Genomic DNA, 25,823 nt, shown 5'->3' with positions numbered 1-25,823 from the left:
TAAGAGTTAGGTCTTATCTGTTTATTTTTAATTAAAAAATAATAACAGTATTTGACTAAATGGTGACTTTGATCTAAAAATAAACATAATAGATACTTAAAAAGGTCATAAACAACAATAACTTCGTAATACCTCACATTTAGTAATAAAAGTATAAAAACTATCATTACCAGAAGGTAACCATAGCTCACATGCAACAACAACAAAAGAACCCTGGAAGAACACTCGTCTTATGGATTATCGCAGCTCATCTATTTATGGGCATAGTAGCGTATGAGTGGTTGCCTGTAAGTTTTAGAGGAAGCTGGATTTTCATCCTTATTCTTTTAATTTCTGGAGCTTTTTTACAAGTTGGTGCATCTTTAATCGTTGGGCTAATCGCTTTCGTAGGGGTTGCTGTATATTTCTTGCTTGATTTAAGTGCACAAACCCATATTGAAAGGCAGCTTCTTTTACTTTTTATTATCCCTCTTATTCCTCTTTTTCTTAGCGCTATACGCCATAATATTGAAATTAATGTCCAAAAGTACCGTGACATTCAAAGCTATGACCGTAATTACCGACGTGATATTTTCCCGCTAAGTGCACTCAAGTACTTTCAACGTAGTTTCTTTAAACTTCTCGATCATCATCAAATACAAGACTATGAAGTATTTGAAATCAAAATTCTCAACCGAAGCTTAATTAAAGAAATGTTAGGTGATGATGTATGGAAAACCACTCAAAATGAAATGATCAAAATTTTGAGCCAACATCAGCCGCAAGAAATTATTTTCCAATTTGCCGATGATGATCTTGAAAAAATATACAGTATTGTAATTCGCAACCAAAAAACGGATGAAGAACCTGATTTTATTAAAAAATTAAGAGAAATTATGACACTACGTCTTGAGGTGGAATATAAAGTTATTCCTATTCCGCCTGAGGAGATGAACTAATGTCCAATCTTCTTAATATTTGTGGAATTATTATTGCTTCTAGCCAATATCCAGACGCTACTTTACAACAGTTCTACCGCCAATATTATCATTGTGAAATTAAAGCAGAACAAAATAAAAAAGAAGTTCAGAGTACAGATGATCTTTCTATGTTTTTCCCATATCAAGATACATGGTGGCCTGTTTTTACAATTGACCAAATCAGTTCAGATAGTTTTCAACAGCTGATTCACAAAGGAATTAAGCCTGGCATTATATTACCGGATGAAGTATTCGGATTTCCTCATTATTTCTTGCTCAAAGAAGCAGTAAGCCAAGGCGCGATTCCGATTGCACTCTATAAATCAGAGCAACCTCAATATTTTGCGGCCAAAGCCACATTTTCCACTGCTATTGGTTTACGGCCCATGGCTGCTTTTGTTTCAACAGGTTGGGATGAAAATTTAATTTCACAACCTGCGGGTAGCTATATTATTCAATTTAATCCGGCACAGCTTCCCCTACCTTCACGAGAAATCTTGCAAGGCCAACATTTATTCTACTCAGCTAAAAGTTTTAATAACCATATGTCTGGTTATGAAATTATTATTAATCCTCCTGCTGATTTACCAACAACAAATATCCGATACCCTCAACTCGGTATCTCTTGGAAATTTAATAATATCAATTATGTAAGTACACCCGAAGAAGTAAAAACAAGCCTTCTTGGCTATATTTTCATTGGGCTAAGCACTGTTGTAGTTCCGCTTGACCTTATTTTAACAAGTAGTTATCCAAACCTTCTCGGTACATTTGGTAGTTATATATCTTGGTTTTCACTGGTAGTCGGGCTAATTTTACTATTGTTGCTCATCTCTTCTATTATCAGGAGGGTACGAACAAATGGCTCCAATTGATATTCTCTTTTTATTTGGTTTTTTAGGGATTTGGATTCCACAAGCATTTTGGGCATGGTTAAGTTATCAAGCTTGGAAATATTCAAAAACAGCGGAAAAAGAATTACAAAACCTTCCTATACCAGAGAAGTGGCCCGTTCTGAGTGTCTTGATCCCTGCTTACAATGAAGGCGTTGTGATTGAAGATACTTTGCATGCAATTGCTCAACAAGATTACCCAGCCGAAGCATATGAAGTTCTACTGATTAATGATGGATCTAAAGATAACACCTTAGAAATTGCCGAAAATTTGGCACAGATTTATCCTTGCATAAAAATTGTCAATGTTCCTAAAGGAATGGGGGGCAAAGGTAAATCTAGAACGCTGAATAATGGCCTTCCCCATGCCAAAGGCGAATTGATTGTTGTCTATGATGCGGACAGTACACCAGAACCCGATTGTGTTCGCCTGCTCGCTCAAACCCTTCTTGCCGATAAAAAGCTAGTCGCTGTGAATGGCAAAGTAAGAACGCGCAACTGGCAAGATAGTATTTTGACCCGATTTATCGCAATCGAATTCATCTTTTTTCAATGGATTTTCCAAGGCGGGCGTTGGCAACGTTTTGAATTATCGACATTAATGGGCACAAACTATGTCATTTGGCGTGATGCTTTAGAAACCTTGGGTGGTTTTGATGAAAAATCATTAGTCGATGATACGGAAATGAGTTTTAGGATTTTTATCGGCCAAAAACGGATTAAATGGGTGCCTTATGCAATTGGTTGGCAGCAAGACCCACCCTCTTTAAGTGTATTTGTTAAACAGCGCTCCCGTTGGACTCAAGGTAATTTTTATGTAACTCGTAAATATTTACCCGTAGCGTTAAGAACGCCTTTTCCTATCGGAATTGAAATTCTAAATAACATTATGTGCTACATACTTTTTGTACCCGCTTTATTCTGGAGTCATATCACTTTAACTCTTGGGTTGCTTGATATTGCAGGTATTTCAGTTCCGGGGCCATTTACCACTTTGTGGGGGCTTTCATTTTGCCTATATGTCGCACAAATGTGGTTTACCCTTTCGCTCGAAAAAGTTAAACCAGAACTCTACTTTTACTCTGTTATATCTTATGTAAGTTACTCACAAATCTTTCTTTTTATTGTATTTAAAGCCGCATATGACATGCTTAAAAATAAAATACAGGGTAATTCCCTTCAATGGTACAAAACGGAACGTAGCAAGGAGAAAAAATAAATGAAAAAGACTTTTGATCTTTATAAAACAGCTCAAGTGCTCCTTGCCAGCACCAGTCTTATACTCGCCATGTCTGCTCATGCGTACACATGGAAACTCGACGATATTAGTACCTCAACCAAATATACAGTCGAGCCACATTTTTTCTATATTGGAAAAGGTGCCCAGTGGCAAAGCATTCAATTTTCAAGTGATTATTCCACGGAAAGTGATACAACTTTACTCGTAAAATATGATGATAAACTGATTTATAACACTACGTTGAGCGGTGATGGTCAATTCAAATTTGATATCCCCGCAAGTCAGAGTGGCTTTCATCGTTTGGATTTTATTATTCAACAATATGCGAAACCATCTACGCTTAATCAAACCAGAGAAACATTCTGTACAGAAGATATTGATCACCTAACTTATTTAAGCAATTCCCAACTCGACTTTACACCTATTCGTAATGAATACCGTTTAAAAGACTTGCCAGATGCTTTATTTAACCCACAAGCGAGACGTCCAACTCCCTTTGTGGGGATTTTAAAATATAATCGTAATGAGATTACAGAAGCTTCCATGCTCGCTAGATTGGCAAGTTCATGGACTTCAATAACCCCTATTGAATGGGTCGATTCAGGTCAAACAAATTTAAATCCGGAAACAAACTTTATTATTGAAATTATTCGCTCACCAGCCCCACTAAAAGGCGGAGCATTAGTACAAATTACGAAACCTGTAGATGGTGTGTCTACACTCTCCATTACTTACCACACGCAACAAGACTTAACGAGTGCAATAAATGGGTTAATTAATCCTTCTTATGTACAACAATTGAGTACAGGAAGTGCACTTTTCCCAAATACGATATCCCATCCAACTTGGGCTCAATTTAAAAAAATCGATACACTCGCTGATTTAGGCATTCAAGATTTCAGATTAAATCACGCCGAAAAAAACTTGTTCCTTGATTTCCCTGCGGTATGGCAACCAACTGATATTTTGCAAGGACAAATTGCGCTTCGTATTCAAAGTGGTTTATTACAAGGTTCTAATATTACGGCTTGGATTGATGGCGGGCTTGCAGGAAGTATGAAAACGGCGGATCTGGCTTCCGACCCGGTAAACCGTCAGTTCAATATTTTTGCAAAAGCCATTTCTAATACAACAAATTTTAGTCTAAAGCTAGAAAACTCGGTCATTGCCAATTCTCAGTGTTTACCTAATGCACATGGTTCACTTTGGATTGACACAGCCAAATCTACTGTAAAGCTTCCTCATAAACTCAAAAATGGGGTAGCGGCAATTTCAATGACTTTAGCAACGACTCCGACTATTGCGATTGATGATCAATCAGGTGCGTTAAATATTGCTATTGTATTAGGTCAAACGGCGAAAAAAATGCTTTTGACAGAAGCACCAATGCCTCTCAATCTAGTCCGTTATTCACCGAACGCGCCACAATCCGTAAATGTCCGTGTGAATAAAGATATTTATCAGCAACAGGTATTAATGCATCAGGATATTATTTATGCACCTGCTGCGCAGAATGGCTTCATTGTTAGTTATAACAATAATCGCTTTGATGTGATTACTGATTCCGAAGGTGGTGCACAAACGTTTATGCACCTTTGGGAAAAGATCCAACATAAAATTCCAAATAACGTGACCAAAATGTTAGTTTCGGAAAATGGAAATATTTATGTTTTACAAAAACTCATCGTCGGTAATCAAAAGGCTCCTTTAGTCCAACAGTCTTCTTTCTTCTTATTAGTTGTGATTATCTCTGCAATTATGATAATAATTATCTTCTTGTGGTACTGGTTAAGACGAAATAATGAGAAAACAGATACCAATTAAAATAGCTGCATTTATTATTTTAATTATATGTAGTGTCATCGCATATGCGGGGCTTTTCAAACATCAAGGTCAAGCCCCTCATATTGAAGGCATTTTTTGGCAGCCCGACAATGATACAACTCCACCAGAGGGAAATTGGCACTATTTAGGTGTGGATACCTTTGTTCCCCAATGGTCTGTGGTTGAATCTAAATCATGGTGGAAAGAATCAAATTTTCCACAATGGGAAAAAGCTATTAATTTAGAAAAAATTAAACAAGAACCTTGGGCAAAAAACATCATATTGGGCTTAGCAGGTGAATATAATGAACCTAAAGCTCGAGCTAATGTCATTGAGTTAGGTGAAAAATCTACCCAAATTATAAAAGAACAAAAAATAGCACCTAAAGGTTATTATTTTCCAGTAGAAGCAGATCCAACTTGGCTAAGAGTAAGTGCTTTGGGTCATGTATTATCTAAACTCCCCTCACCAGTCTGGGTAAGTATTTATAGTGGCGAAAGCGAACCTGAACATTATGATTTATGGGTTAAAAGCTGGCTACCTGACCATACTGGAGTTTTTTTTCAAGATGGTGTTGGCGTGGGTGTCCGCTCCCCTCAACAAGCCAAACATATTTTAGAACAACTTGAACAGAAGCTTGGGAAAGATAGAGTAATTATAGTGTTAGAAGCTTTTAGGGTAAAAAAGAATGGGCAATTTAGAGCCGCGTATCCTTGGGAAATTATTTCTCAGCTAAAAGCGTATGAAGGCAAAACTGTTTATATTTTTGATGGTCCTCATTACATGAGCCATTGGTGCGTTAATATTGTGAGCTTATGGTACCGACTCACTTATGGTGGTGTTAATAAATCCATAAGTGAGAAGAATTCTTAACTCACCATTACGCCAATTCATAAGATTTGGCAATTTGATCGAGAATACGTTGAGCAGCTTGCCCATCACCAAATGGGTTTTCTACATGCGCCATTTTCTCATAGTGCTGTTGATCAGTGAGCAGCTTTTCAGCTTCTTCAATAATTTTTTGTTGGTTTGTACCGACTAAAACACCTGCCCCAACTTCAACAACTTCAGGCCGCTCTGTGGTGTCTCGTAAGATTAAAACTGGCTTATTAAATGATGGACTCTCTTCTTGTAAGCCACCTGAGTCCGTCAAAATAAAAGTAGATCGGTCTATGACTGCCAATAAACTAGGATAGTCTAATGGTTTAACCAGATGGATCTGCGAATGATTTTTAAACTTATCATGAACCACATCATGTACTGCTGGGTTTAAATGGACTGGCCAAATAAAATGTAAATCAGGATGGTCTTGGGCTAAATGCTCAACCGCATTGCAAATATTTTGAATTCCACCACCAAAGTTTTCACGACGATGAGCAGTAATAAGTACAACTTTGTCATCCTGCTTTAATTGAATTCCATAAGGTTCAAGCTGATTCTTCAAATCCGATTTTTCGGAAATTAACTTACGTCCTAAATACACCGCATCAACAACTGTATTACCTGTAACAGTAATGAGTTCTGGCGGAATTTGTTCATTAAGTAGATTTCTTTTTGATTGTTCAGTCGGGGCAAAATGCCATTTGGTAATACGTGAAACTAACTGACGATTTCCCTCTTCAGGAAAGGGATGATCCAAATCATAAGAACGCAAACCAGCTTCAACATGCGCAACAGGAACTTTCATTGAAAACGCGACTAATCCAGCGGCTAACACAGTTGTTGTATCCCCCTGAATAACAATTGCATCTCTTTTTTGTCCGTCAGCGTATACATTCTCGATTTGACTCAAACCATGAATTAATAGCTGGTTTAAACTTTGTCCAGCATTCATAATTTTAAGACGGTGGTCAATTTCAACCCCAAAGAAATCTATCGCATCTCTGACCAATTCATCATGTTGTCCAGTAAAAATTACCTCAACTTGAAAGCGAGGATCTTGTTTTGCCAATAAAATAACAGGAGCAAGTTTGATTAATTCAGGACGGGTTCCAAATACAATAGATATAAAAACTTTCTTCATTTTAAAAATCCTTATAAAAAACGAGTTCTACTCGAGTATTGTTGTAATGATCTTTCGTATTTACTGGCACATCTTTAAAGTAATTGCCATATAATCGTTCTACACGTAATTTTATAGGTTGATAATTAAAAGGCTGCCATGAAATGCCGGGGCCATATTCAAATAAATTATTGTAATATTCATCTTTACTGTCAGCTAAGCCATGCAATTTCATATAAGCCTGTACAGTTCCGTTCTCGCCTTTATAGACATTCAGACCCGTACGTAATCTCAAATCACCAATAACGTTATAATCTTCTCTAGAATAAGTCGCTGCATTGCCATATAAATCAGTGAAGTAATCATTAAAGCAAAGTGACTGATTACAACTATTTTGAGAATACCACTCTTGATAACCTGTCACCCCACCGACAACACTTTCACGAAACTTATCTCTATTTCGATCAATCAGATCGTAGCTTCCCCCCACTTCTAAATACATGCGCACAGGTATAGAAGTCCAAGGTTGATAATTAGCGCCCACACCTAGAGTTACTGCATTTTCATCAATAATTTCAGGTCGTACACCACCTTGAGATTGAGTATCACGGTTTAGATTTAAAAAACCATAAACCTGTGCTCGACCATTATCGAGGTTCTTACCATAGCGAGCTTTAAGTGGGAAAATCACATCGTCATAACGTGACTCATATGAAGGCGCAAAATAAACATCTCGGAAATAAGTTTTGGCTTCCCCTCCACTTAGATTTTTTACGGCCTGTGTCGCTTTGGTGGCAATATCAGCATCTTTTGATTGTGTAAGCTCCTTAAAAACCACTAAAGCCTCTTTATTATTTTTTTGAGAATTGAGCAAATAGGCTTCTTGTAATTTTAAATTATCATCTGCTGGGTCCAATGCTTCTGCTTTTCTCAAACTTTGCAAAGCAGCTTCTTGTTTCCCTAGCTGAATCTGTAAATAAGTTAAGCTTTTCCAGACTTTAATATCTTGCGGTGTCATCTCTCCAAGTTCTAATAATAACTTCTCGGCATTTTCAGGTTGAGTCTTTTCAATTTTATAAAATTGGTCCCACTTATCATAAATCGGATTACCCGGTTTATATTCTTGAGTAACAATCTCTTGGGCAAAGGTAGTCTCAACACTTAAGAGGCCTAAAGCTGGACAGATCGAACCTATAACGATAAAGGAACGGGTTAGAGATTTTATTGTTTTGCTATTCATTGAGACCTCTAGTTGAAAGTAGATAGAATGTTTGCGTAGAAATAGAATTAAAATTTAATCAATAAGTATTATAATTAAACTCATAAATTGCACTATTTAAGTCTATAGAAGCCTTCCATAAGTTGTTCATTTTATCTCCTTTTATATTATGTTTTAAAAAGTACTTATCTGTTTGTTTTTCCTATCATGACACATTTTTTAATCGTATTATTGTAAATAATCTTATAGGATAAGATAAAAATTTATAACTAAAAAAGGTAAAGTCATGTCCTTTTCCCAACACTCAGAACATCACTTTATTCACCGCTCAGGTTGGTTAAGGGCAGCCGTTTTAGGTGCAAATGACGGGATCATTTCTGTTACAAGTCTAATCATGGGAATGGCTGCAAGTGGAGCCACTGCTCATACGCTTCTTATTACCTGCATTGCGGGTTTAATTTCCGGTGCAACTTCTATGGCTGCCGGAGAGTATATTTCAGTAAAATCACAAGAAGATATTGAAAAAGCGGACTTAAAGTTTGAAGCACAAGAACTTAAAAAGCATCCGCAACGTGAACTGGATGAACTCACTCAAATTTATGTAGCCCGAGGTTTAGAGCCTGATTTAGCTCGACAAGTTGCTACACAACTTACACATCATGATGCCTTAGGTGCTCACGCACGCGATGAAATTGGTATTCATGAAAATACCGCAGCAAATCCTATCCAAGCCGCATTAGCCTCAGCTGGCTCATTTTCATTTGGGGCGTTGTTTCCCATGCTGGCTATTTTACTCAGTCCAGAAATTTGGGTTGAAAAAACAGTTTTAATATTTGGCATTATTTCATTAGCTTTTTTAGGGGCGCTATCCAGTCATTTCGCAGGTACGTCTAAACTTAAAGGAAGTTTACGCATTACCTTGTGGGGAATTTTAGCGATGGCTTTTTCAAGCTGGATCGGGTCTTTATTTCATGTTTCTCCACTTTAAAAAATCAGAACTTTTAAATATTTAAGAAATAAATATTTAAAAACTAAATGCCCAATATTATTTGCGCTTGGTTCGGTTTTCACGCTATGGTGAAGATAAAGAAATGAGGTGAATAAAATGACCCTATTACAACAACTTGAAATTAAACATCCGATTTTTCTTGCTCCTATGGCAGGTGTATCTACACCTGAACTTGCCGCAGAAGTTTCTAATCAGGGTGGTCTGGGGTCCTTAGGTCTAGGTGCCAATACAGCGCAAAGTGCTCGAGAACAGATTTTAAAAACCCAAACACTTACAGAAAAATCATTTCAGGTTAATTTTTTCTGCCATCAGCCCGAACAACTTAATCCTCAAACATCAGTACAGTGGATTGAATATTTACGTCCACAATTTGAAAAGTTCGGAGAACAGCCTCCTCAAAACTTAAACTGTATTTATCCAAGTTTTCTTGATAACGATGATTTTTTAAATGTCGTATTAGAAACCAAACCTAAAGCTGTCAGTTTTCATTTTGGTATTCCCCATCCTCATCAAATTCAGGCGTTAAAAGATGCCGGAATTATCACTATGGTATCTGCTACCAATTTAGTTGAAGCACAAGCCATTGAAGCGGCTGGTATTGATATTATTATTGCTCAAGGGATTGAAGCTGGTGGACATCGTGGAATCTTTAATAAAACCTTTGATGCAGCAATTAAAACCAGTGATTTAGTACATCTGATTGTCCAACATTGCAAACGACCTGTGGTAGCCGCTGGCGGTATTATGAATGGAGCACAAGCACGACATATGTTGAGCTTAGGAGCTACTGCTGTTCAACTCGGAACTGCCTTCGTTCAATGCCCATCTTCAAATGCATCTGTCGAATACCGTAAAGCTTTATTTAATGAGTCTGTAACGCAAATCAGTGCCAGTCTTTCTGGACGTCCTGCCCGCGGCCTGCTCAACCATTGGCACACACAAATTGATTTACCTAGTCGCCCTCTTCAACCCGAATATCCATATACCTATGATTTGGCTAAGCAGCTCAATGCAATTGCAAGCAAAAATAAAGACTATGGCTTTGGTGCTTTTTGGGCGGGTAGTAATGTCTCACAAATACGTGAATTAGCTGCTGCTGATCTGGTTAACCAACTGGTCGTAGAAATGCTAGAAGATGAGTAAATTTAAAAAAGCCAGTAAACTTTTACTGGCTTTTTATTTAATGAGTCTGCAATAAGTTAACCTGCTCAACTTGCACATCACTCATTAAATTACCTTCAGCCAATAACTCATTAAAATAGTTTTCGACCACTAATGCTTGTTCAGCAGTGCTTTCAACTTTATACATATTTTGGCGGAATTCGTTACTTGAACGTAAGCCTTTTGTGTACCAAGCAATATGTTTACGGGCAATACGACATCCAGAGTATTCGCCATAAAATTGATATAGCTCAGACAAATGTCCTAAAAGTACATCTTTGACTTCTTCAATATTAGGCGCAGCTAAGTGCTCTCCAGTTTTTAAATAATGCGCAATTTCACGAAAAATCCAGGGTCGACCTTGAGCAGCACGACCAATCATGATTGCATCGGCACCAGTATAGTCGAGCACATATTTCGCCTTTTCAGGACTATCAATATCACCGTTCGCAATAAGTGGAATATTTATTAATTCTTTGACATGTTTAATCAAATCATAACGTGCTGTATTTAAATACATGTCTTCACGGGTACGACCATGTAAGGCTAGTGCAGCAATTCCCGCTTCTTCTGCCCTTTTTGCGACTCTTAAAATATTTTCTTGACCATTTAAAAAGCCCAAACGGGTTTTTAAAGTCACGGGAACATCAACAGCCGCGACAACTGCATCAAGAATACGAGCCACTAAGTCTTCATCTTGTAGTAATGCTGAACCAGCAAGTTTGTTACATACTTTCTTAGCAGGACATCCCATATTGATATCAACAATTTGTGCACCATTTGCGACTTGATAGCGTGCCGCCTCTGCTAATTGCTCAGGATCAGAACCTGCAATTTGAGCAGAGATCGGAGCGAGTTCGCCATCAAAGTTCGCACGGTAAAGGCTTTTCTTGCTCATCCGCAAAGTTTTATCAGCAGTCATCATTTCACTGACTGCATGACCTGCGCCAAAATACTTGCAGAGTGTTCTAAATGGACGGTCTGTGACTCCGGCCATAGGAGCAACAATTAAATTATTTGACAGTTGATAGGGACCAATATACATATATATTCATACAATTGATGATCAACATAGTATACTTCATCCGCTTAATCGGCTCATCTTTTTATGCAGGTGCTTTCCTCGCCATGAACAAACCGTTGTCTTCCCGTTTTTTATTAAAATCATTCGGTATGGTCGCCGTATGCATGAGTTTAGCTGCTTGTGGTGATAAAGCTTGGTGGTCAAACGATGATGAGCCCGAACTAGAAAGCCAACAGATTAAACGTCTAATTCCATCGCGTGTGCATGACCGTGAGTCATGGGCTAAAGATATTGATGACATTATGAAAGACTTGGATATTGCTAAAACCAAGAAAAATGTCTGTAGTATTGTGGCTGTAGTTGATCAAGAATCTAACTTTGTTGCCAACCCTCAAGTGCCGGGATTAGGTCAAAAGGCGGTTGAAGAAGTTAGCACACGCTTAAATGAAAAGTTTGAAGATAAGCTGGGCAAAACCATTGGCGGAACAATTGCCGGTTATTTTGAAGAAGTGCTAAGAACTCAGCCCTCTCCTGATAACAACTATATGAGTCAAATGCGTAAGGTTAAAACCGAGAAAGAACTCGACTTACTTTACCGAGAAATCTTCGATTTCATGGCTAAACATTATCATGTGAGCGCATTAACAGGTGCAGCCAAATTGGTTGGTCAAGATATTGGCGAGAAAATGAACCCTATTACCACACTGGGTTCTATGCAAGTTCATATTAACTATGCGAAAGCCAATAAACGTTCAAGCATGAACACCGCTGCACTTCGTGATGACTTATACACAGAATATGGCGGTTTATATTACGGCATACATCGTTTAATGGTTTATCCAGCAAATTATGATAAAGCTATTTATCGATTTGCAGACTATAACTCAGGCATGTATTCTAGCCGTAATGCTGCTTTCCAAAGTATGCTGAAAGCTCTAACAGATACCGAAATTAGTCTGGATGGTGATCTACTTCTTTACACAAAAGATGGCGATCCGCGTGCAGCTCAAAGCCAGTCTGAAAAAGAACTGATTACAGTATTTGCAAAAAATAATATCTTAGTTACACCAAGACAGATACGTGATGATCTTAAATTAGAAAAAGAGAAAAAGTTTGAAAGTACTCAAACTTATATTGCGCTGACTAAACTTTATAAATCAAAAACTGGTAAAGAGCCGCTCTATGCAATAATGCCTCAAGTGGTGATTTCTGGGCCTAAATTAAGTCGTGATTATAATACCAATTGGTATGCAACCCGCGTAAACGGACGATATGAAACATGTATGCAACGAGCGAAACGAATAAGACTATAAAAAGTCTCGCCCTGTTCGATTTTGATGGAACCTTGTGTAGTAAAGATAGTTTTACAGGGTTCATCTTTTATGCTTTATCTAAGCGTCACATTGTTAAGCAAGGCTTGAAAATTCTGCCATGGATTCAAGCCTACTATCTTAACTTTTATCCGGCCCATGCTATGCGTGCCAAGTTATTCCGTAGCATGTTTAAAGACACCCCTGCAATTGAATTGCAAAGATTAGGTGAAGAATACGCACAAGAGTTAGTCTCTGCACTTTCACCTGAAATTTTTACTCAGTTACAACACCATCAATTGCGTGGTGATCAGGTCGTATTAGTTTCAGCTTCAATTGATGTCTATCTTGCTCCACTTTGTAAATTACTAGATATCGAGTTGATTTGTACCGAGACTCAAATTAAAAACGGTAGGATGACGGGTTACTATTCCACTCCGGATTGTAGTAGTGAACAAAAGAAGTTAAGAATACATCAGCAATATACGCTACAACATTACCATCAGATTTATGCGTATGGTAATAGCTCAGAAGACCTAGATATGCTGAGCCTTGCCACGCATCCCTATATGGTTGGTGAAGATCGTGTTTTACCCCGTTTAACCCCAGAAAAAAAGCTCGCATAAAGCGAGCTTTTTTATTTGAATAAAACTTAATAAATTGCCATATGATCACGATGAATCATTTCAAGTGAACGAGCCTCACCTAATACTTGATAAACCTTATCTGAGGCTAAGCCTTTAATAATTTCAGCAGAGCGTGAGCTAAAGTTCACTCGACCTACTGCAATACGTTTACCTTGTTTATCAACACATTCAACCACATCACCACGATCAAAATGCCCTTCAACATTTTTAACCCCAACAGGGAGCAAACTGCGATGCTTCAATTTAATCGCTTCAACGGCACCATCATCAATCACAAGACGCCCTGCTGTTTGTAAATGAGCAGCAAGCCACTGTTGATGAGCTGTCATACGATCTTTATCTGTAGTAAACAAAGTACCTAGCATCTCACCTGCCATCGCACGTGATAAAACATTATCACTTTCACCACTCGCGATGAGCGTTGGACAGCCCGATTTAGCAGCTAAACGTGCAGCACGAACTTTAGTGACCATTCCACCTCGCCCGAGTACACCACCACCACCGGCCATATCGAATAAATCATCATCCATAGCACGAACGGTAGACAGTAATTTAGCTTCAGGATTATGACGCGGATCTGAGTCAAACATACCTTGCTGATCCGTTAAAATGATCAGTAATTCTGCGTGAACCTGACCTGCCACCATCGCAGCTAAGGTATCGTTATCTCCAAAACGGATCTCATCGGTAGACACCGTGTCATTTTCATTAATGACCGGAATCACACGCCAATCAATCAAGTTTTGCAAAGCATCACACGAGTTCAGATAACGACGACGATCTGCCAAATCATCATGAGTCAATAAAACCTGAGCAGTACGAATACCATGGTTTTCAAGCACACTAGACCAAGTATGAATTAAGCCCATCTGCCCAATTGCAGCACAGGCTTGTAGACTGGGTAGATCGGTGGGTCGACTCGCAAGCTTCATACGAACCATACCTTCTGCTACAGCTCCTGAAGACACTAAAATAATTTCGTGTCCGGCATTGTGCAGATCTGCAATCTGTTTCGCCCAATGCGAAATAGCGTCCAGATCTAAACCTTGCCCATTAGCTGTAAGTAAAGATGATCCGATTTTAACAACGATTCGTTTACACTCACTGAGCTGACGTTGCCCATCGACCACTTCTATCATGTTTCCCTCGGTTTTCTAGTCACGAACGTAGATGACTTCTACATCATTGTCGTCTTCATCATCGTCAAAATCGTCATCATCATCCATCATGCTTTCGAGACGTTGTGCTCGACGCATTGCACGATATGCTTCTTTTGCCGCAATGGTTTGTTCACGTGTTTCAACTTCTAGCTGTTCACGGAAAGCTCTTACTTCTGCTGCGTATTCAGGATCTTCAACTTCGCGTTCACGTTGTTGTTCGATTTGATCCATTAAGTAATACACAACTTCTTTTGTACCTTCGCTTAATAAGCCTGAGGTTTTAAAGACAGGCCCAGTCCACTCCAGTTCATCTAGAATATGCTGGCACCACTCTTCACGACTTTCTTCAGCAATCTGGTCAAGTTTATTAAGTACTAAAACAACTGGTAATTTCGCCAACGTAGGTGAAAACTTAACCAGTTCATTCATAATTGCTTTTGCATTATGCGCTGGATCTGAACCATCAATTGGTTGTACATCAATAATGTGTAAAAGAATACGCGTACGAGCCAAATGCTTAAGGAAGCGAATTCCTAAACCTGCACCTTCTGCTGCACCTTCAATCAATCCAGGAATATCAGCCATTACAAATGAACGATGGCGGTCAGCATCGACTACACCCAAGTTTGGAACCATGGTTGTAAATGGATAATCTGCCACTTTTGGTTTTGCAGCACTTACAGCACGAATGAAAGTAGATTTACCGGCATTTGGCATACCCAATAGACCAACATCTGCCAATACTTTTAATTCAAGGCGAATTTCGCGGAACTCACCTTTTGTACCAGTCGTACATTTACGCGGCGCTCGGTTAGTTGATGATTTAAAGTGAGTATTCCCCAAACCACCTTCGCCACCACCAGCAACCAGAATTCTTTGGCCGTCTTCAACCAAATCGCCAATAATATCGCCTGAATCTGTATCAACAATTGTTGTACCAACGGGTACTTTTAAAACCACATCTTCACCACCACGTCCAGTACAGTTAGCACCTGCACCGTTCTTCCCGCGCTCAGCACGGAATTTACGTGTGTAACGGTAATCGACTAGCGTACTTGTATCGTCATCAGCTTGAATATAGATACTTCCACCACGTCCGCCATCACCACCATCTGGGCCACCAAATGGTACAAATTTTTCACGGCGAAAACTGGCTACGCCATTGCCACCGTCGCCAGCCTCTACGGTAATGACTGCTTCATCAACAAAGCGCATCTGCCAATCCTCTAAAAACTCTAAAACCGCCTATTCTGCCATATTTTCATAAAATTCTCGAATAGAAAATGGAACTATTCCATTTATAACGAGCTGTTTTATCTTTAATCCAGTAGATACTTTTAGATTTGCAAATAGGATCTTCATAAAAAATAAAATTTAGTCAATTTATTTAATTATCAAGGATGCACATTACGCAGAGGTAAGGTCATTTGCATATCAAGATTTGCTTTTGTTTTTGGCACAGAATTATACATGATGGCATTAAATGACGAGACATTACCCATTTCCATAGGGTCATTCACGTTTAAGCTCGGTTTAAACTGATGTTTCACCGATAAATTTACAGGCTCATCGAATTCAAAATAAACAGGACCATCAAAAACAATTTTAACGGGAACGGTATAACTACGTTTTAAATTAAAAGGTACATCCAACTTAATAGGAATATCTAATTTAAGTGGAAATTTTGGTAAAAATTTACTTTGATAGACCAAATCCGTAGTGGTTTCCAAAGGCATAACCTGATCAATTTTTAGAGTTGTTGAATAGTCCACACTTACCGTAATTGGTGTTTCTACAGCAAAATTTAAATCTGCTAAATATTTGCCTTTTAAAGGTAAAGTTAATTGGCGGTCTATATCTAATGTTGTATCAAGTTTACCAATAGACTGGACTTGCAAAGTATTGCCAACTTGGATTTTTGTTTCTAGAGAATCAGGTAAACTAATATCGGCATTATGAGCTGAAACGACTAAATTTGCCTGAATGTTGAGATACACCCAAAACATAATAGCCGCAAGAATCATCATTAAAAAGAAACTGATTACCATACTCTTGAGTGAACGAAACATTGGCATCCACCCTATTGATCAGCTGTTTTCTGTGATGTTTCTGAACCTATTACTCGATTTAATCGCATAGTGGACAGAGGAATTTTTAACTCACCATTTGCAATCTTAACAGGTAAAGTATTTTTTACATCAACCGAAGCATTTAATGCTGTTTTGACAGGTACGTTTAAATTACCTTCAATTGGGATATTCGTATCTAATCTCGCTTTTAAAGGAATATGTAGATTTTCTTTTAATACCGTGCGTACTGGGGCATCAAATTTTAAATGAACCTTTTGCTCAAGCGGAACCTTAATATCAATTGGCACATCAAGTTTTAATGGAATTGTGCCTTTTAATGGTAACGTAATATCACGTCCCAAAACTCTCACCTGAACCTTGGTATCGATTGGTAAATTTTGCTCAACTTTTAATGTTTCTTTGACAGGAATAGTGGTGCTAATCGGCACCATATTATCGAAATAAACACGTGGAGTTAATGTTTGTGTTAATGGAATATTCAGTTGCTCATCAATTGGAATACTGGCATTTACCCGACCTTTTACATCCACATTTAAAGCATCTTGTACTTTAACTTTAACTTGTAGAGGCTCTTGTAAATCAATAGCAACAGCTTGATTTTTCAATGGAATATAAATATTAAAATGCTTAAATACCCATATTGCAATCAGAACACCACATAAATTGGCAATAATGATGAATATAAAAACGACCAATAAACGTTTAAACTGCGACAATTCCTATCCCTTACTATTTTCTTTTTTTCCTTAATTTGTATTCTCATTTATTTATAAAGATTAGTCAGCATATATTTTGTACGGTTGTAAAAAAACCCAGTCTAAACTGGGTCTTTTTGTGAAGAACTTTTATAGATCGTTAAATGATCTTAAGCATTCAATTCTGCTGGAATTTTTTTGTAGCTTACGCCGCACATTTGTTCTGCAATACGTAATACCTGACAGCTATAACCAACTTCATTATCGTACCAAACATACGCAGTTAAACGGTTACCAGAAGTAATCGTTGCTTGAGCATCGTATACACCTGCTGTACGAGAACCGATAAAGTCACTCGATACAACTTCAGTCGAGTTGGTATAACCAATTTGACCTTGAAGGCTAGAGTTAATCGAGATTTGACGAATGTATTCGTTCACTTCTTCACGATCAACTTCTTTATCAAGTGTTAAGTTCAAGATTGCAAGAGATACGTTTGGTGTAGGAACACGTACAGAGTTACCAGTTAACTTACCTTTCAATGCAGGTAATGCTTTAGCAACTGCTTTAGCAGCACCAGTTTCTGTAATTACCATGTTCAAAGTAGCAGCACGGCCACGACGATCTGCTTTATGGTAGTTATCGATTAAGTTCTGGTCATTTGTAAATGAGTGAACAGTTTCAACATGACCGTTAAGAACTTTATATTTGTCATCCAACACTTTAAGAATTGGAGTAATTGCATTGGTTGTACAGCTTGCAGCAGAGATGATTTTATCTTCATCTAAGATATCTGAGTTGTTTACGCCAAATACAACGTTTTTCATTTCGCCTTTACTTGGTGCAGTCAATACAACACGTGCAACGCCTGGGCATTTCAAGTGTTGGCTTAGACCTTCAGCATCACGCCATTTACCAGTATTGTCGATTAAAAGTGCGTTTTCAATACCGTATTCAGTATAGTCAACTTCGCTTGGGCTAGATGCATAAATCACTTTAATGAAGTTACCGTTAGCAATGATTGCTTCGTTTTCTTCATCAACAGAAATTGTACCAGCGAAAGTACCGTGAATAGAGTCACGACGAAGTAAAGAAGCACGTTTTGCCAAGTCACCGTCAGAAGACTTACGTACAACAATTGCTTTAAGGCTTAAACCACGACCTAAACCTGATTGGCTAATGATTAAACGAGCCAAAATACGACCAATACGACCGAAACCGTAAAGAACTACATCTTTAGGTTGTTCAGAAGTTGCGCTTCCTTGAATTGACTCAACAGCTTGAGCAACAAAAGCATCAATATCACCGCCTTTTTCTTTATATTCAACAGCAAGTTTACCAATATCAACTTCTGCAGAACCAATGTTTTCAACTTTTGCTAAAGCTTCTAAAATTGGGAAAGTATTTACAACAGAAAGCTCAACGTCTACAACACGTGTACGGCGGTGAGTTTTCAAAATTTGGATAACAGAACGGTTAATTAAAGAGCGACCGTAAACAGATACGACAATATTTTTTTCACGGTATAATTGACCGATTAATGCAATCATACGTTCCGCGATTTCTTCACGGTTTTTCCAACGGCCTTGGTGTTCAGCGTGCAGGGCGATGATAGTGTCTTTGCTCACAGATACGTCCTCTAATTAATTATATCTAGGCGTGATTTTTAAAACCCCGTAATTGTAATGGAATTATTGACAAGAATGAATCAAAAGCTGACGTTAGTGACCAGATTTTCCTAAAATTCATCATAAATTCATAAAATACCTATAATTATTTTTTATTATCTTATTGTTTAAATCAGCTAAATTTTTGCTTTTTCTTACTTTTTAGATTCTAACGGCCTAATCAAACTCATCATTTTTTAATCTTTTTTGATATTTCTCGATGTTGAGCTGCAAATTTTTGGCCTTTTGTTGTTGTTGATAAAGATGAATTGCCCCTTCTAAAACGAGTACGAATACAGCACACCAAATCGGAATATAAGTGAACCATTCTTCTTGACCAATGCTCTCCCCTAAAACTAAAGAAGCTAAAGCAAGTAATACTGGTTCTAAATATCCTAATAAACCAAATACGACTAAAGGTAAAAAACGGCTTGCTAAAATATAACTTCCTAGCCCAATAGCACTTAAAATTCCAAGTCCTATAATCACCAAACTCAGCGTCGGCTGATCAAAAAACTTACTATATGGCAGTAAACCTGTATGCGTTAAATAAATTGCAACAGGCATGATAATGACCAAATCCCACCAGAAGCCACCTAAGTTGTCTGTTTTAATTTTCTTGCGTAATAAAAAGTAGGCAGAGTAACCAACTGCAACCAATGCTGTTTCCCAAGCAATACTTCCTAAACGCCATATTTCATGGCTAACCCCAATGACTGCGAGAACAATCGCCACCCATTGAAATTTTGATATTTTTTCGCCATACAACACACTTCCAGCTAAGACCAGAACTAGCGGTAATAGGAAATATCCTAAAGATACTTGTAGTCCACGCCCATGCATTGGCCCCCATAAAAAAAGCCAAAGCTGTACTGAGGTTAAAATAGAGGTCGTGATGAGCAGCAATAATAAAGAAGGTTTAGCCAGAATACGTTGATAGATATTTTTGATATAAGCTAAATCACCACTCCACCACATAAACAAAGTTAAGAATGGTAGTGTTGCAATAATTCGCCATCCAAAAGTTTGTTCGCTATCAAGCTGACTTAATAATTGAGTATAAAAATAAAGTACACCAAAAGTGAATGATGCCATGACAGACAAGATCACGCCCTTAAACATCATCAACCTCTTAGACTTTAGTAAAAATAGCTCACTACAATACTTGATTTATCCACTATAAAAAAGAAAAAACCATGCAAAAACATGGTTTTTTCTTAAGCAGGTATACATCATTATTCTTTATGTTCTGTACGGATAATATCTCGAATATCAAAACCTAATGTTTTTGCATAATTTAGATATTCATCTACCACTTCTTGCTCAGGATGAGGAGTTCTTGATAGAACCCAAAGATATTTACGTGAAGGTTCCCCGACTAAAACCGTCTGATAGTCTTCATCAATTTTTAAAATCCAGTAATCCCCACGGATGACTGGAATCCATCTTACCGCTTCAGGTAAAAAACTTACCTTCAATTTGGTGTTATATGGCGGGTTAACCACAAAGGCTTCCCCAACAGATTGCTGTAATTGTTTTCTGTTATCGTAGCAGCGGTTATCTACAACTATATTTCCATTTTCATTTAAGGTGTAAGTTGCAGACACGTTGTAAGCACATTTTTTTTGGAAAAATGCCGGTTTACGGGCGACTTCATACCAAACACCTAAATATCGGTCTAGTTCAACTTTATAGACAGTTTGCAAGGGTTTCGGCTGAGCATAGACATAGGTTCCAACAGCTAAACCAGCCAAAACGACACCGCCCAACGCAATTTTAGCCAAACGCCAGCTGGCTTGCGGAACATTATTTTGAAATGCCATTGTTGCCCTCAACGATTAGTTGTGAATACAAAGAACTCAATTATCTACACTAGCTTGTTTTTTAAACACATTATGTAGCGTTATGTATTCGTTTATTGCAACATTTGCGCTTTTAACCGAAGGATTTCATCACGTATTCGCGCTGCCTGTTCAAACTGTAAATCTTTCGATGCCTTTAACATCTCTTTTTCCAGTTTAGTAATATGCTTACTAAACAATTTTGGATCTGAGAGAATATGTCTTTCATCCGCACTTAAAGCTTGTGCCTGTTCAAGAACCTTCTCATCAATCTCATCATCTGAAAGTACTTCACCTGAATCAATTTCTTTGATGACCTGACGAACAGCACTACGTGGGGTAATACCATGTAACTCGTTAAACTCGATTTGTTTAGCTCTACGACGCTCAGTCTCATCTATTGCTTTTTGCATAGAATCAGTGATTCGGTCAGCATATAAAATTGCTTTACCTTTCACGTTACGCGCAGCACGACCAATCGTTTGAATGAGTGAACGCTCTGAACGTAAAAAGCCTTCTTTATCTGCATCTAAAATAGCAACTAAAGAAACTTCTGGCATGTCGAGACCTTCACGCAGCAAGTTAATACCGACCAATACATCGAACACACCTGTACGTAACTCATGAATAATTTTGACACGTTCAACCGTATCAATATCTGAGTGTAAGTAAGCGACTTTAACCCCATATTCTTTTAAATAAGAAGTCAGATCTTCTGCCATACGTTTTGTTAAAGTAGTCACCAATACACGTTCATTTAGGTTCTTACGAATATTGATCTCAGAAAGAACATCATCAACTTGAGTTAATACAGGACGAACTTCAATTTCAGGGTCGATTAATCCTGTTGGACGTACCACTTGCTCAACCACTTGCTCAGACTTTTCTAGCTCATATCTAGCTGGTGTCGCACTTACAAAAATGGTCGTTGGTACAATGCGCTCCCACTCTTCAAATTTCATTGGTCGATTATCAAGTGCACTTGGTAAACGGAAACCATAATTCACTAAATTTTCTTTACGTGATCGATCGCCTTTATACATTGCTCCAATTTGCGGAACAGTAACGTGTGACTCATCAATAATCAGTAGCGCATCTTCTGGTACATAATCAAATAAAGTCGGAGGTGCTTCACCAGCCGGACGACCAGACAAATGTCGTGAATAGTTTTCGATACCGTTGGTATAACCCAACTGTTGCATCATTTCCAAATCATAGCGGGTGCGCTGCTCAATACGCTGAGCTTCTAACAATTTGTCATGTTCACGGAAGAATTTAAGTTGATCTTGTAACTCATCTTTAATCGTATCAATGGCACGAGTTAAATGGTCTTTTGGTGTTACATAATGGCTTTTTGGATAAATCGTCACGCGCGGAACTTTACGAACCATTTTACCTGTTAGCGGGTCAAACCAACGAATGGAATCAACCTCATCATCGAATAGCTCAATACGAATCGCATGTTGATCAGATTCAGCAGGGAAAATGTCAATAATTTCACCACGAATTCGATAGGTACCACGTAAGAACTCAAGTTCATTACGCGTATATTGCATTTCAACCAAACGACGAATAATTTCATCACGACTTACGCGGTCGCCCTCAACCACATGCAATAACATTTGCATATAGGCATTTGGGTCGCCCAAACCATAAATTGCAGATACCGAAGCCACAATAATTGCATCACGACGCTCTAATAAAGCTCGTGTTGCCGATAGTCGCATCTGGTCAATGTGATCATTAATGGCCGCATCTTTTTCAATAAAAGTATCTGAAGATGGGACATAAGCCTCTGGTTGGTAGTAATCATAATAACTTACGAAATACTCAACCGCATTATTGGGAAAGAACGCTTTAAATTCTCCATAAAGCTGGGCAGCCAATGTTTTGTTATGGGCCATCACAATTGTAGGTCGCTGTGTTTGAGCGATTACATTTGCCATGGTATAGGTTTTACCCGAGCCAGTTACACCCAGTAATAACTGATTACGAAAACCATGCTCGATACCATTTACCAGCTTTTCAATGGCCTGTGGCTGATCACCTGCTGGCTGATAATGAGTGACCAAATCAAAAGGTTGATTTTCGTTCAAAGTTATCTCTCTTTATGAAAAAATTTAATTTAACGTCTTACCCTTTAATGGGGATTTTTATCTTAATTTAAAGTCTAAATTGGGCTGGAAATTCAATGTAAAAGATTAAGCATCTTAACACTTGACCAATACCCTAATCGGTTGCAACATGAAGCTATCCATTAAACAAAAAGTATAACCATGACCTATCAATATCATGATGAAAGTATTGTAACCGAACTTCCTGAAGATACAGTTTTTGTATTTGGAAGTAATCTTGCTGGACAACACGGTAGCGGTGCAGCACGTGTGGCAAGTCAGCACTTCGGAGCAGTTGAAGGTGTAGGTCGTGGCTGGGCTGGACAGAGCTTTGCAATTCCAACTTTAAATGAACACATTCAACAAATGCCACTTTCCCAAATTGAGCACTATGTTGAAGACTTCAAAATTTATGCAAAAAACCATCCTAAAATGAAATATTTTGTTACTGCTTTAGGTTGTGGTATTGCAGGTTACAAAGTTTCGGAAATTGCTCCTCTTTTTAAAGGTATTTATCACAACGTTATTTTTCCGGAATCTTTTAAACCTTATGTTGAAGATAATGCGATATCTCAATTTCCGACTTTAACTCAAAAGATGGTACAAAGTTTCATTAACGATGAAGTTATTTTTTACTTTAACCATGGCAGTGAATCTTTTGAAGAAGCCTTAGATAAAACTGATTTATCTGATGCTGAAAAAGCGATTGCTCTTATTGTTTTAAATGAAGAGTTGTATCCACGAGATCGTTATGGACGAGGCCGTGATCATGAGCTTAGTGATATTTTAGGTAAGCTCAATGGTAAAATTTTTAATCTTCACGGAAATTCTGAAGGCGCCATGATTTTTGTCAGTGCTGTTGTTGCACTTATGGAACTTTACGATTTTGATGAACAAGATTTTATCAAACTATGGCGTGGCGAAAAAAATATTGATCACCCGATTAATCGTTAAGTTTTCTTATAAATTATGAGTTAAGCAGGTCAAATCTGCTTTCTCATTATTTTATTTTTACTTACGTTTAATCTTTTTATTTTTAATTATTCTAATAGATTTAAACTCTTTACCCTCCCAAATATTAATTTTTCTCATTATACTTTAAGGCAAACTGAATACTTAAAGAAACATATGGAAACTTTAGATTCTTCGATTTTTGACCTTAGCCCAATTCCAATGTGGATTGAAGATTTCAGTGAAGTTAAAAAACAATTTGATTTATGGAGAAATCAAGGCATTGAAAACCTGCATGAATTTTTAAATCAAAATCAAAATTTAATTACTGAATGTGCCCATAAAATTAAAATAATTCGCGTTAATCAAAAAACATTAGAACTTTTTGAAGCAGAAACACAAGAAGAATTATGCTCCAGTTTAAATTTGATTTTCAAAAAAGAAATGTTTGAATCACATATTTATGAGCTAGAAGAACTTTGGAATGGTAAAACTCATTTTTCAAGTACTACAGTGAATTACACTTTATCAGGCAAACGCATTGATGTTCAGCTCAGAGGTTCTATTTTACCTGGCTTTGAATCTAATTTTGAACGTGTATTAATTACTACTGAAGATATTACGCCCTATCAAAATGCACTTCGTCAGGAAGAAAAAAATCGTCGCTTAGCTGAATCAATGTTTATCTACTCACCGACTTCTCTTTGGGTCGAAGATTTCAGTCGTATAAAAAATAGAATTGATCAACTTAGGCTATTAGGAATTGAAGATTTTAGAACTTTTCTAGATGTTCATCCTGAATTTGTCCGCCAATGTATAGAAGATATTTTAATTTTAGATGTTAATCAGGCCACTATAGATTTATTTAAGGCTCCTGATAAGTCTACCCTTCTTAGAAATACACATAAGATTTTTGCTGAAGAAATGATTGAAACCTTTCGAGAGCAACTCATCGAATTGTGGCAAGGGAATATTCATCATAAACGTGAAGCGATTAACTACGCTTTAGATGGCCAAATCAGAAATGTCTTGCTGCAATTTACCGTCTTTCCGGGATATGAAGAGACGTGGGGACTGGTACAAGTTGCACTGACAGATATTACTGCGCGGAAAAAAGCAGAAAACTATCTTGAATATTTAGGACAACATGATGTCCTTACCAAACTATATAACCGTGCTTTTTTTACCGAGGAACTTAATCGTTTAAACCGAAGTATTATTCGACCAGTTTCTTCAATTTTTTTAGATATGAATGGCTTAAAAGAAACAAATGATCAGTTTGGCCATGATATTGGGGATGGCTTATTACGTCGTGGGGGGAATATTTTAAGTCAGGCTATTTTAAACACCGCATATACGGCATCTAGAATAGGTGGCGATGAGTTCGTGATTTTAATGCCGGGGGCTGATGAAGCGATTGTTCAAATTATGCTTCAAACCATTCAGGAACTTTTTAATATCGACAATCAATATTATTCAAGCCATCCTATTAGCATCGCAATTGGGCATGCCACCACTCAAACAAATGAACAAATTGAGGACATGTTAAAGCGAGCAGATCATCACATGTACCAAAAGAAAAAAAGCTATTATCAGGAAATTTTACTCAAATAATAAAAAACAGGCATATTGCCTGTTTTTCAAAATTAGCGTTTTCCCATAGAACGGCGCGTACCACGTGGAGGCATCCACGTTCTATCTGCGTATTGCTCTGGCTTAGGTCGCACTTGGTTGTGTACCGCATCTTCGGCTTGATTGCTTTCATTCGGCATTGGGAATGGCAATTTCACCAAAGCCTTTTTCTGTTTTGGCTGTTGCTCAGTCATGTTTCATTCTCGAAATTTCGATTGCGACTTATTATAAATGATTTTTCTCATTTCTTTTCAAAAAAGCTTCAATTGTATAAATCTTGCTTAAGTTTATTACCAAACTAAACTTTTTTACATCTAAGAGGAATCACTTCCGCAAATTGCTTAATTTTTGCGATAAGATAGGATGCTTTTTATTTTTAATCCC

General features: G+C 37.7%; 23 protein-coding genes. 11 read left to right on the top strand and 12 right to left on the bottom strand.

Annotated features, from left to right (window positions below; all coding sequences use genetic code 11):
• The first annotated feature begins 191 nt into the window (after positions 1-191).
• From F931_RS04895 to F931_RS04875, 5 genes are read left to right on the top strand one after another with little or no spacing between them, the layout of a single operon-like run.
• Positions 192-938, top strand: coding sequence for a hypothetical protein (locus tag F931_RS04895; protein WP_016140323.1), 747 nt, complete (start codon positions 192-194; stop codon positions 936-938).
• Positions 938-1,834 carry a hypothetical protein gene (locus F931_RS04890; RefSeq protein ID WP_016140322.1) on the top strand — a complete coding sequence of 299 codons (897 nt, stop codon included), beginning with the start codon at positions 938-940 and terminating at the stop codon, positions 1,832-1,834. The genes F931_RS04895 and F931_RS04890 overlap by 1 nt, the downstream gene beginning before the upstream one ends.
• Positions 1,821-3,071, top strand: coding sequence for a glycosyltransferase family 2 protein (gene icaA, locus F931_RS04885; RefSeq protein ID WP_016140321.1), 1,251 nt, complete (start codon positions 1,821-1,823; stop codon positions 3,069-3,071). The genes F931_RS04890 and icaA overlap by 14 nt, the downstream gene beginning before the upstream one ends.
• A complete protein-coding gene (locus tag F931_RS04880; protein WP_016140320.1) occupies positions 3,072-4,916 on the top strand; it encodes a hypothetical protein in 1,845 nt (614 codons plus the stop codon).
• Positions 4,894-5,790: an alpha-amylase family protein gene (locus F931_RS04875; protein ID WP_016140319.1), complete on the top strand. Its 897-nt coding sequence runs from the start codon at positions 4,894-4,896 to the stop codon at positions 5,788-5,790. The genes F931_RS04880 and F931_RS04875 overlap by 23 nt, the downstream gene beginning before the upstream one ends.
• A gap of 7 nt (positions 5,791-5,797) precedes the next feature.
• Here F931_RS04875 and wecB read toward each other — a convergent pair whose 3' ends face one another.
• Positions 5,798-6,940, bottom strand: a complete 1,143-nt coding sequence (gene wecB / locus F931_RS04870) for a non-hydrolyzing UDP-N-acetylglucosamine 2-epimerase (protein WP_016140318.1) — start codon at positions 6,938-6,940, stop codon at positions 5,798-5,800.
• 1 nt (position 6,941) lies between these two features.
• On the bottom strand, positions 6,942-8,159 hold the full coding sequence (locus tag F931_RS04865) for a tetratricopeptide repeat protein (RefSeq protein ID WP_016140317.1): 1,218 nt from the start codon (positions 8,157-8,159) through the stop codon (positions 6,942-6,944).
• 265 nt (positions 8,160-8,424) lie between these two features.
• Here F931_RS04865 and F931_RS04860 point away from each other — a divergent pair, with 265 nt between their 5' ends.
• Entirely contained in the window at positions 8,425-9,126 is a 702-nt protein-coding gene (locus tag F931_RS04860) for a VIT1/CCC1 transporter family protein (protein ID WP_016140316.1), read from the top strand.
• 117 nt (positions 9,127-9,243) lie between these two features.
• Positions 9,244-10,290, top strand: a complete 1,047-nt coding sequence (locus F931_RS04855) for an NAD(P)H-dependent flavin oxidoreductase (protein WP_016140315.1) — start codon at positions 9,244-9,246, stop codon at positions 10,288-10,290.
• Between the two features lie 37 nt (positions 10,291-10,327).
• On the opposite strand, the gene dusB is transcribed toward F931_RS04855, so the two are convergent.
• Positions 10,328-11,353, bottom strand: a complete 1,026-nt coding sequence (gene dusB / locus F931_RS04850; protein ID WP_016140314.1) for a tRNA dihydrouridine synthase DusB — start codon at positions 11,351-11,353, stop codon at positions 10,328-10,330.
• An 83-nt stretch (positions 11,354-11,436) separates the two neighbouring features.
• On the opposite strand from dusB, the gene F931_RS04845 reads away from it, so the two are divergent.
• Both F931_RS04845 and cicA read left to right on the top strand, forming a co-directional pair.
• Complete coding sequence (locus F931_RS04845) at positions 11,437-12,645, top strand: DUF1615 domain-containing protein (RefSeq protein WP_025470254.1); 1,209 nt, start codon at positions 11,437-11,439, stop codon at positions 12,643-12,645.
• Positions 12,612-13,268 carry an HAD-IB family hydrolase gene (gene cicA / locus F931_RS04840; protein WP_016140312.1) on the top strand — a complete coding sequence of 219 codons (657 nt, stop codon included), beginning with the start codon at positions 12,612-12,614 and terminating at the stop codon, positions 13,266-13,268. Before F931_RS04845 ends, cicA begins: the two co-directional genes overlap by 34 nt.
• Before the next feature lie 26 nt (positions 13,269-13,294).
• On the opposite strand, the gene proB is transcribed toward cicA, so the two are convergent.
• The 8 genes from proB to uvrB form a co-directional block, all read right to left on the bottom strand.
• Positions 13,295-14,428 (bottom strand): glutamate 5-kinase, encoded by a 1,134-nt coding sequence (gene proB, locus F931_RS04835; RefSeq protein WP_016140311.1) that lies wholly within the window; start codon positions 14,426-14,428, stop codon positions 13,295-13,297.
• A gap of 15 nt (positions 14,429-14,443) precedes the next feature.
• Positions 14,444-15,664: an Obg family GTPase CgtA gene (gene cgtA, locus F931_RS04830; RefSeq protein WP_016140310.1), complete on the bottom strand. Its 1,221-nt coding sequence runs from the start codon at positions 15,662-15,664 to the stop codon at positions 14,444-14,446.
• Between the two features lie 179 nt (positions 15,665-15,843).
• A complete protein-coding gene (locus tag F931_RS04825; protein WP_016140309.1) occupies positions 15,844-16,518 on the bottom strand; it encodes a hypothetical protein in 675 nt (224 codons plus the stop codon).
• 11 nt (positions 16,519-16,529) lie between these two features.
• Positions 16,530-17,255, bottom strand: coding sequence for a hypothetical protein (locus F931_RS04820; protein WP_016140308.1), 726 nt, complete (start codon positions 17,253-17,255; stop codon positions 16,530-16,532).
• A 149-nt stretch (positions 17,256-17,404) separates the two neighbouring features.
• Positions 17,405-18,862: a glyceraldehyde-3-phosphate dehydrogenase gene (gene gap / locus F931_RS04815; RefSeq protein ID WP_016140307.1), complete on the bottom strand. Its 1,458-nt coding sequence runs from the start codon at positions 18,860-18,862 to the stop codon at positions 17,405-17,407.
• Between the two features lie 216 nt (positions 18,863-19,078).
• Positions 19,079-20,026: an EamA family transporter RarD gene (rarD, locus tag F931_RS04810; RefSeq protein WP_080649430.1), complete on the bottom strand. Its 948-nt coding sequence runs from the start codon at positions 20,024-20,026 to the stop codon at positions 19,079-19,081.
• 110 nt (positions 20,027-20,136) lie between these two features.
• The gene (blc, locus tag F931_RS04805) at positions 20,137-20,724 is read right to left on the bottom strand and encodes a lipocalin family protein (protein ID WP_016140305.1); all 588 of its coding nucleotides are present in this window, start codon (positions 20,722-20,724) and stop codon (positions 20,137-20,139) included.
• 92 nt (positions 20,725-20,816) lie between these two features.
• Positions 20,817-22,838 carry an excinuclease ABC subunit UvrB gene (gene uvrB / locus F931_RS04800; RefSeq protein ID WP_016140304.1) on the bottom strand — a complete coding sequence of 674 codons (2,022 nt, stop codon included), beginning with the start codon at positions 22,836-22,838 and terminating at the stop codon, positions 20,817-20,819.
• Positions 22,839-23,018: 180 nt separating this feature from the next.
• Here uvrB and F931_RS04795 point away from each other — a divergent pair, with 180 nt between their 5' ends.
• Both F931_RS04795 and yedQ read left to right on the top strand, forming a co-directional pair.
• On the top strand, positions 23,019-23,810 hold the full coding sequence (locus F931_RS04795; RefSeq protein WP_016140303.1) for an A1S_2505 family phage non-structural protein: 792 nt from the start codon (positions 23,019-23,021) through the stop codon (positions 23,808-23,810).
• Positions 23,811-23,984: 174 nt separating this feature from the next.
• Entirely contained in the window at positions 23,985-25,421 is a 1,437-nt protein-coding gene (yedQ, locus tag F931_RS04790; protein WP_016140302.1) for a sensor domain-containing diguanylate cyclase, read from the top strand.
• Positions 25,422-25,453: 32 nt separating this feature from the next.
• Here yedQ and F931_RS04785 read toward each other — a convergent pair whose 3' ends face one another.
• A complete protein-coding gene (locus F931_RS04785; RefSeq protein WP_016140301.1) occupies positions 25,454-25,633 on the bottom strand; it encodes a hypothetical protein in 180 nt (59 codons plus the stop codon).
• Positions 25,634-25,823 lie beyond the last annotated feature (190 nt).

This window comes from Acinetobacter pittii ANC 4050, from assembly GCF_000399685.1.
Lineage (GTDB): Bacteria > Pseudomonadota > Gammaproteobacteria > Pseudomonadales > Moraxellaceae > Acinetobacter > Acinetobacter pittii_E.
This window is presented reverse-complemented; position numbering and strand designations above follow the sequence as displayed.

Coding starts and splice junctions, on each gene's coding strand:
- F931_RS04825 (WP_016140309.1), bottom strand. CDS start 16,518: ATGTTTCGTTCACTCAAGAGTATGGTAATCAGTTTCTTTTTAATGATG.
- F931_RS04880 (WP_016140320.1), top strand. CDS start 3,072: ATGAAAAAGACTTTTGATCTTTATAAAACAGCTCAAGTGCTCCTTGCC.
- F931_RS04860 (WP_016140316.1), top strand. CDS start 8,425: ATGTCCTTTTCCCAACACTCAGAACATCACTTTATTCACCGCTCAGGT.
- F931_RS04895 (WP_016140323.1), top strand. CDS start 192: ATGCAACAACAACAAAAGAACCCTGGAAGAACACTCGTCTTATGGATT.
- F931_RS04865 (WP_016140317.1), bottom strand. CDS start 8,159: ATGAATAGCAAAACAATAAAATCTCTAACCCGTTCCTTTATCGTTATA.
- proB (WP_016140311.1), bottom strand. CDS start 14,428: ATGATAGAAGTGGTCGATGGGCAACGTCAGCTCAGTGAGTGTAAACGA.
- cgtA (WP_016140310.1), bottom strand. CDS start 15,664: ATGCGCTTTGTTGATGAAGCAGTCATTACCGTAGAGGCTGGCGACGGT.
- F931_RS04785 (WP_016140301.1), bottom strand. CDS start 25,633: ATGACTGAGCAACAGCCAAAACAGAAAAAGGCTTTGGTGAAATTGCCA.
- F931_RS04875 (WP_016140319.1), top strand. CDS start 4,894: ATGAGAAAACAGATACCAATTAAAATAGCTGCATTTATTATTTTAATT.
- icaA (WP_016140321.1), top strand. CDS start 1,821: ATGGCTCCAATTGATATTCTCTTTTTATTTGGTTTTTTAGGGATTTGG.
- cicA (WP_016140312.1), top strand. CDS start 12,612: ATGTATGCAACGAGCGAAACGAATAAGACTATAAAAAGTCTCGCCCTG.
- F931_RS04890 (WP_016140322.1), top strand. CDS start 938: ATGTCCAATCTTCTTAATATTTGTGGAATTATTATTGCTTCTAGCCAA.
- wecB (WP_016140318.1), bottom strand. CDS start 6,940: ATGAAGAAAGTTTTTATATCTATTGTATTTGGAACCCGTCCTGAATTA.
- blc (WP_016140305.1), bottom strand. CDS start 20,724: ATGGCATTTCAAAATAATGTTCCGCAAGCCAGCTGGCGTTTGGCTAAA.
- yedQ (WP_016140302.1), top strand. CDS start 23,985: ATGGAAACTTTAGATTCTTCGATTTTTGACCTTAGCCCAATTCCAATG.
- dusB (WP_016140314.1), bottom strand. CDS start 11,353: ATGTATATTGGTCCCTATCAACTGTCAAATAATTTAATTGTTGCTCCT.
- F931_RS04795 (WP_016140303.1), top strand. CDS start 23,019: ATGACCTATCAATATCATGATGAAAGTATTGTAACCGAACTTCCTGAA.
- F931_RS04855 (WP_016140315.1), top strand. CDS start 9,244: ATGACCCTATTACAACAACTTGAAATTAAACATCCGATTTTTCTTGCT.
- F931_RS04845 (WP_025470254.1), top strand. CDS start 11,437: ATGAACAAACCGTTGTCTTCCCGTTTTTTATTAAAATCATTCGGTATG.
- rarD (WP_080649430.1), bottom strand. CDS start 20,026: ATGATGTTTAAGGGCGTGATCTTGTCTGTCATGGCATCATTCACTTTT.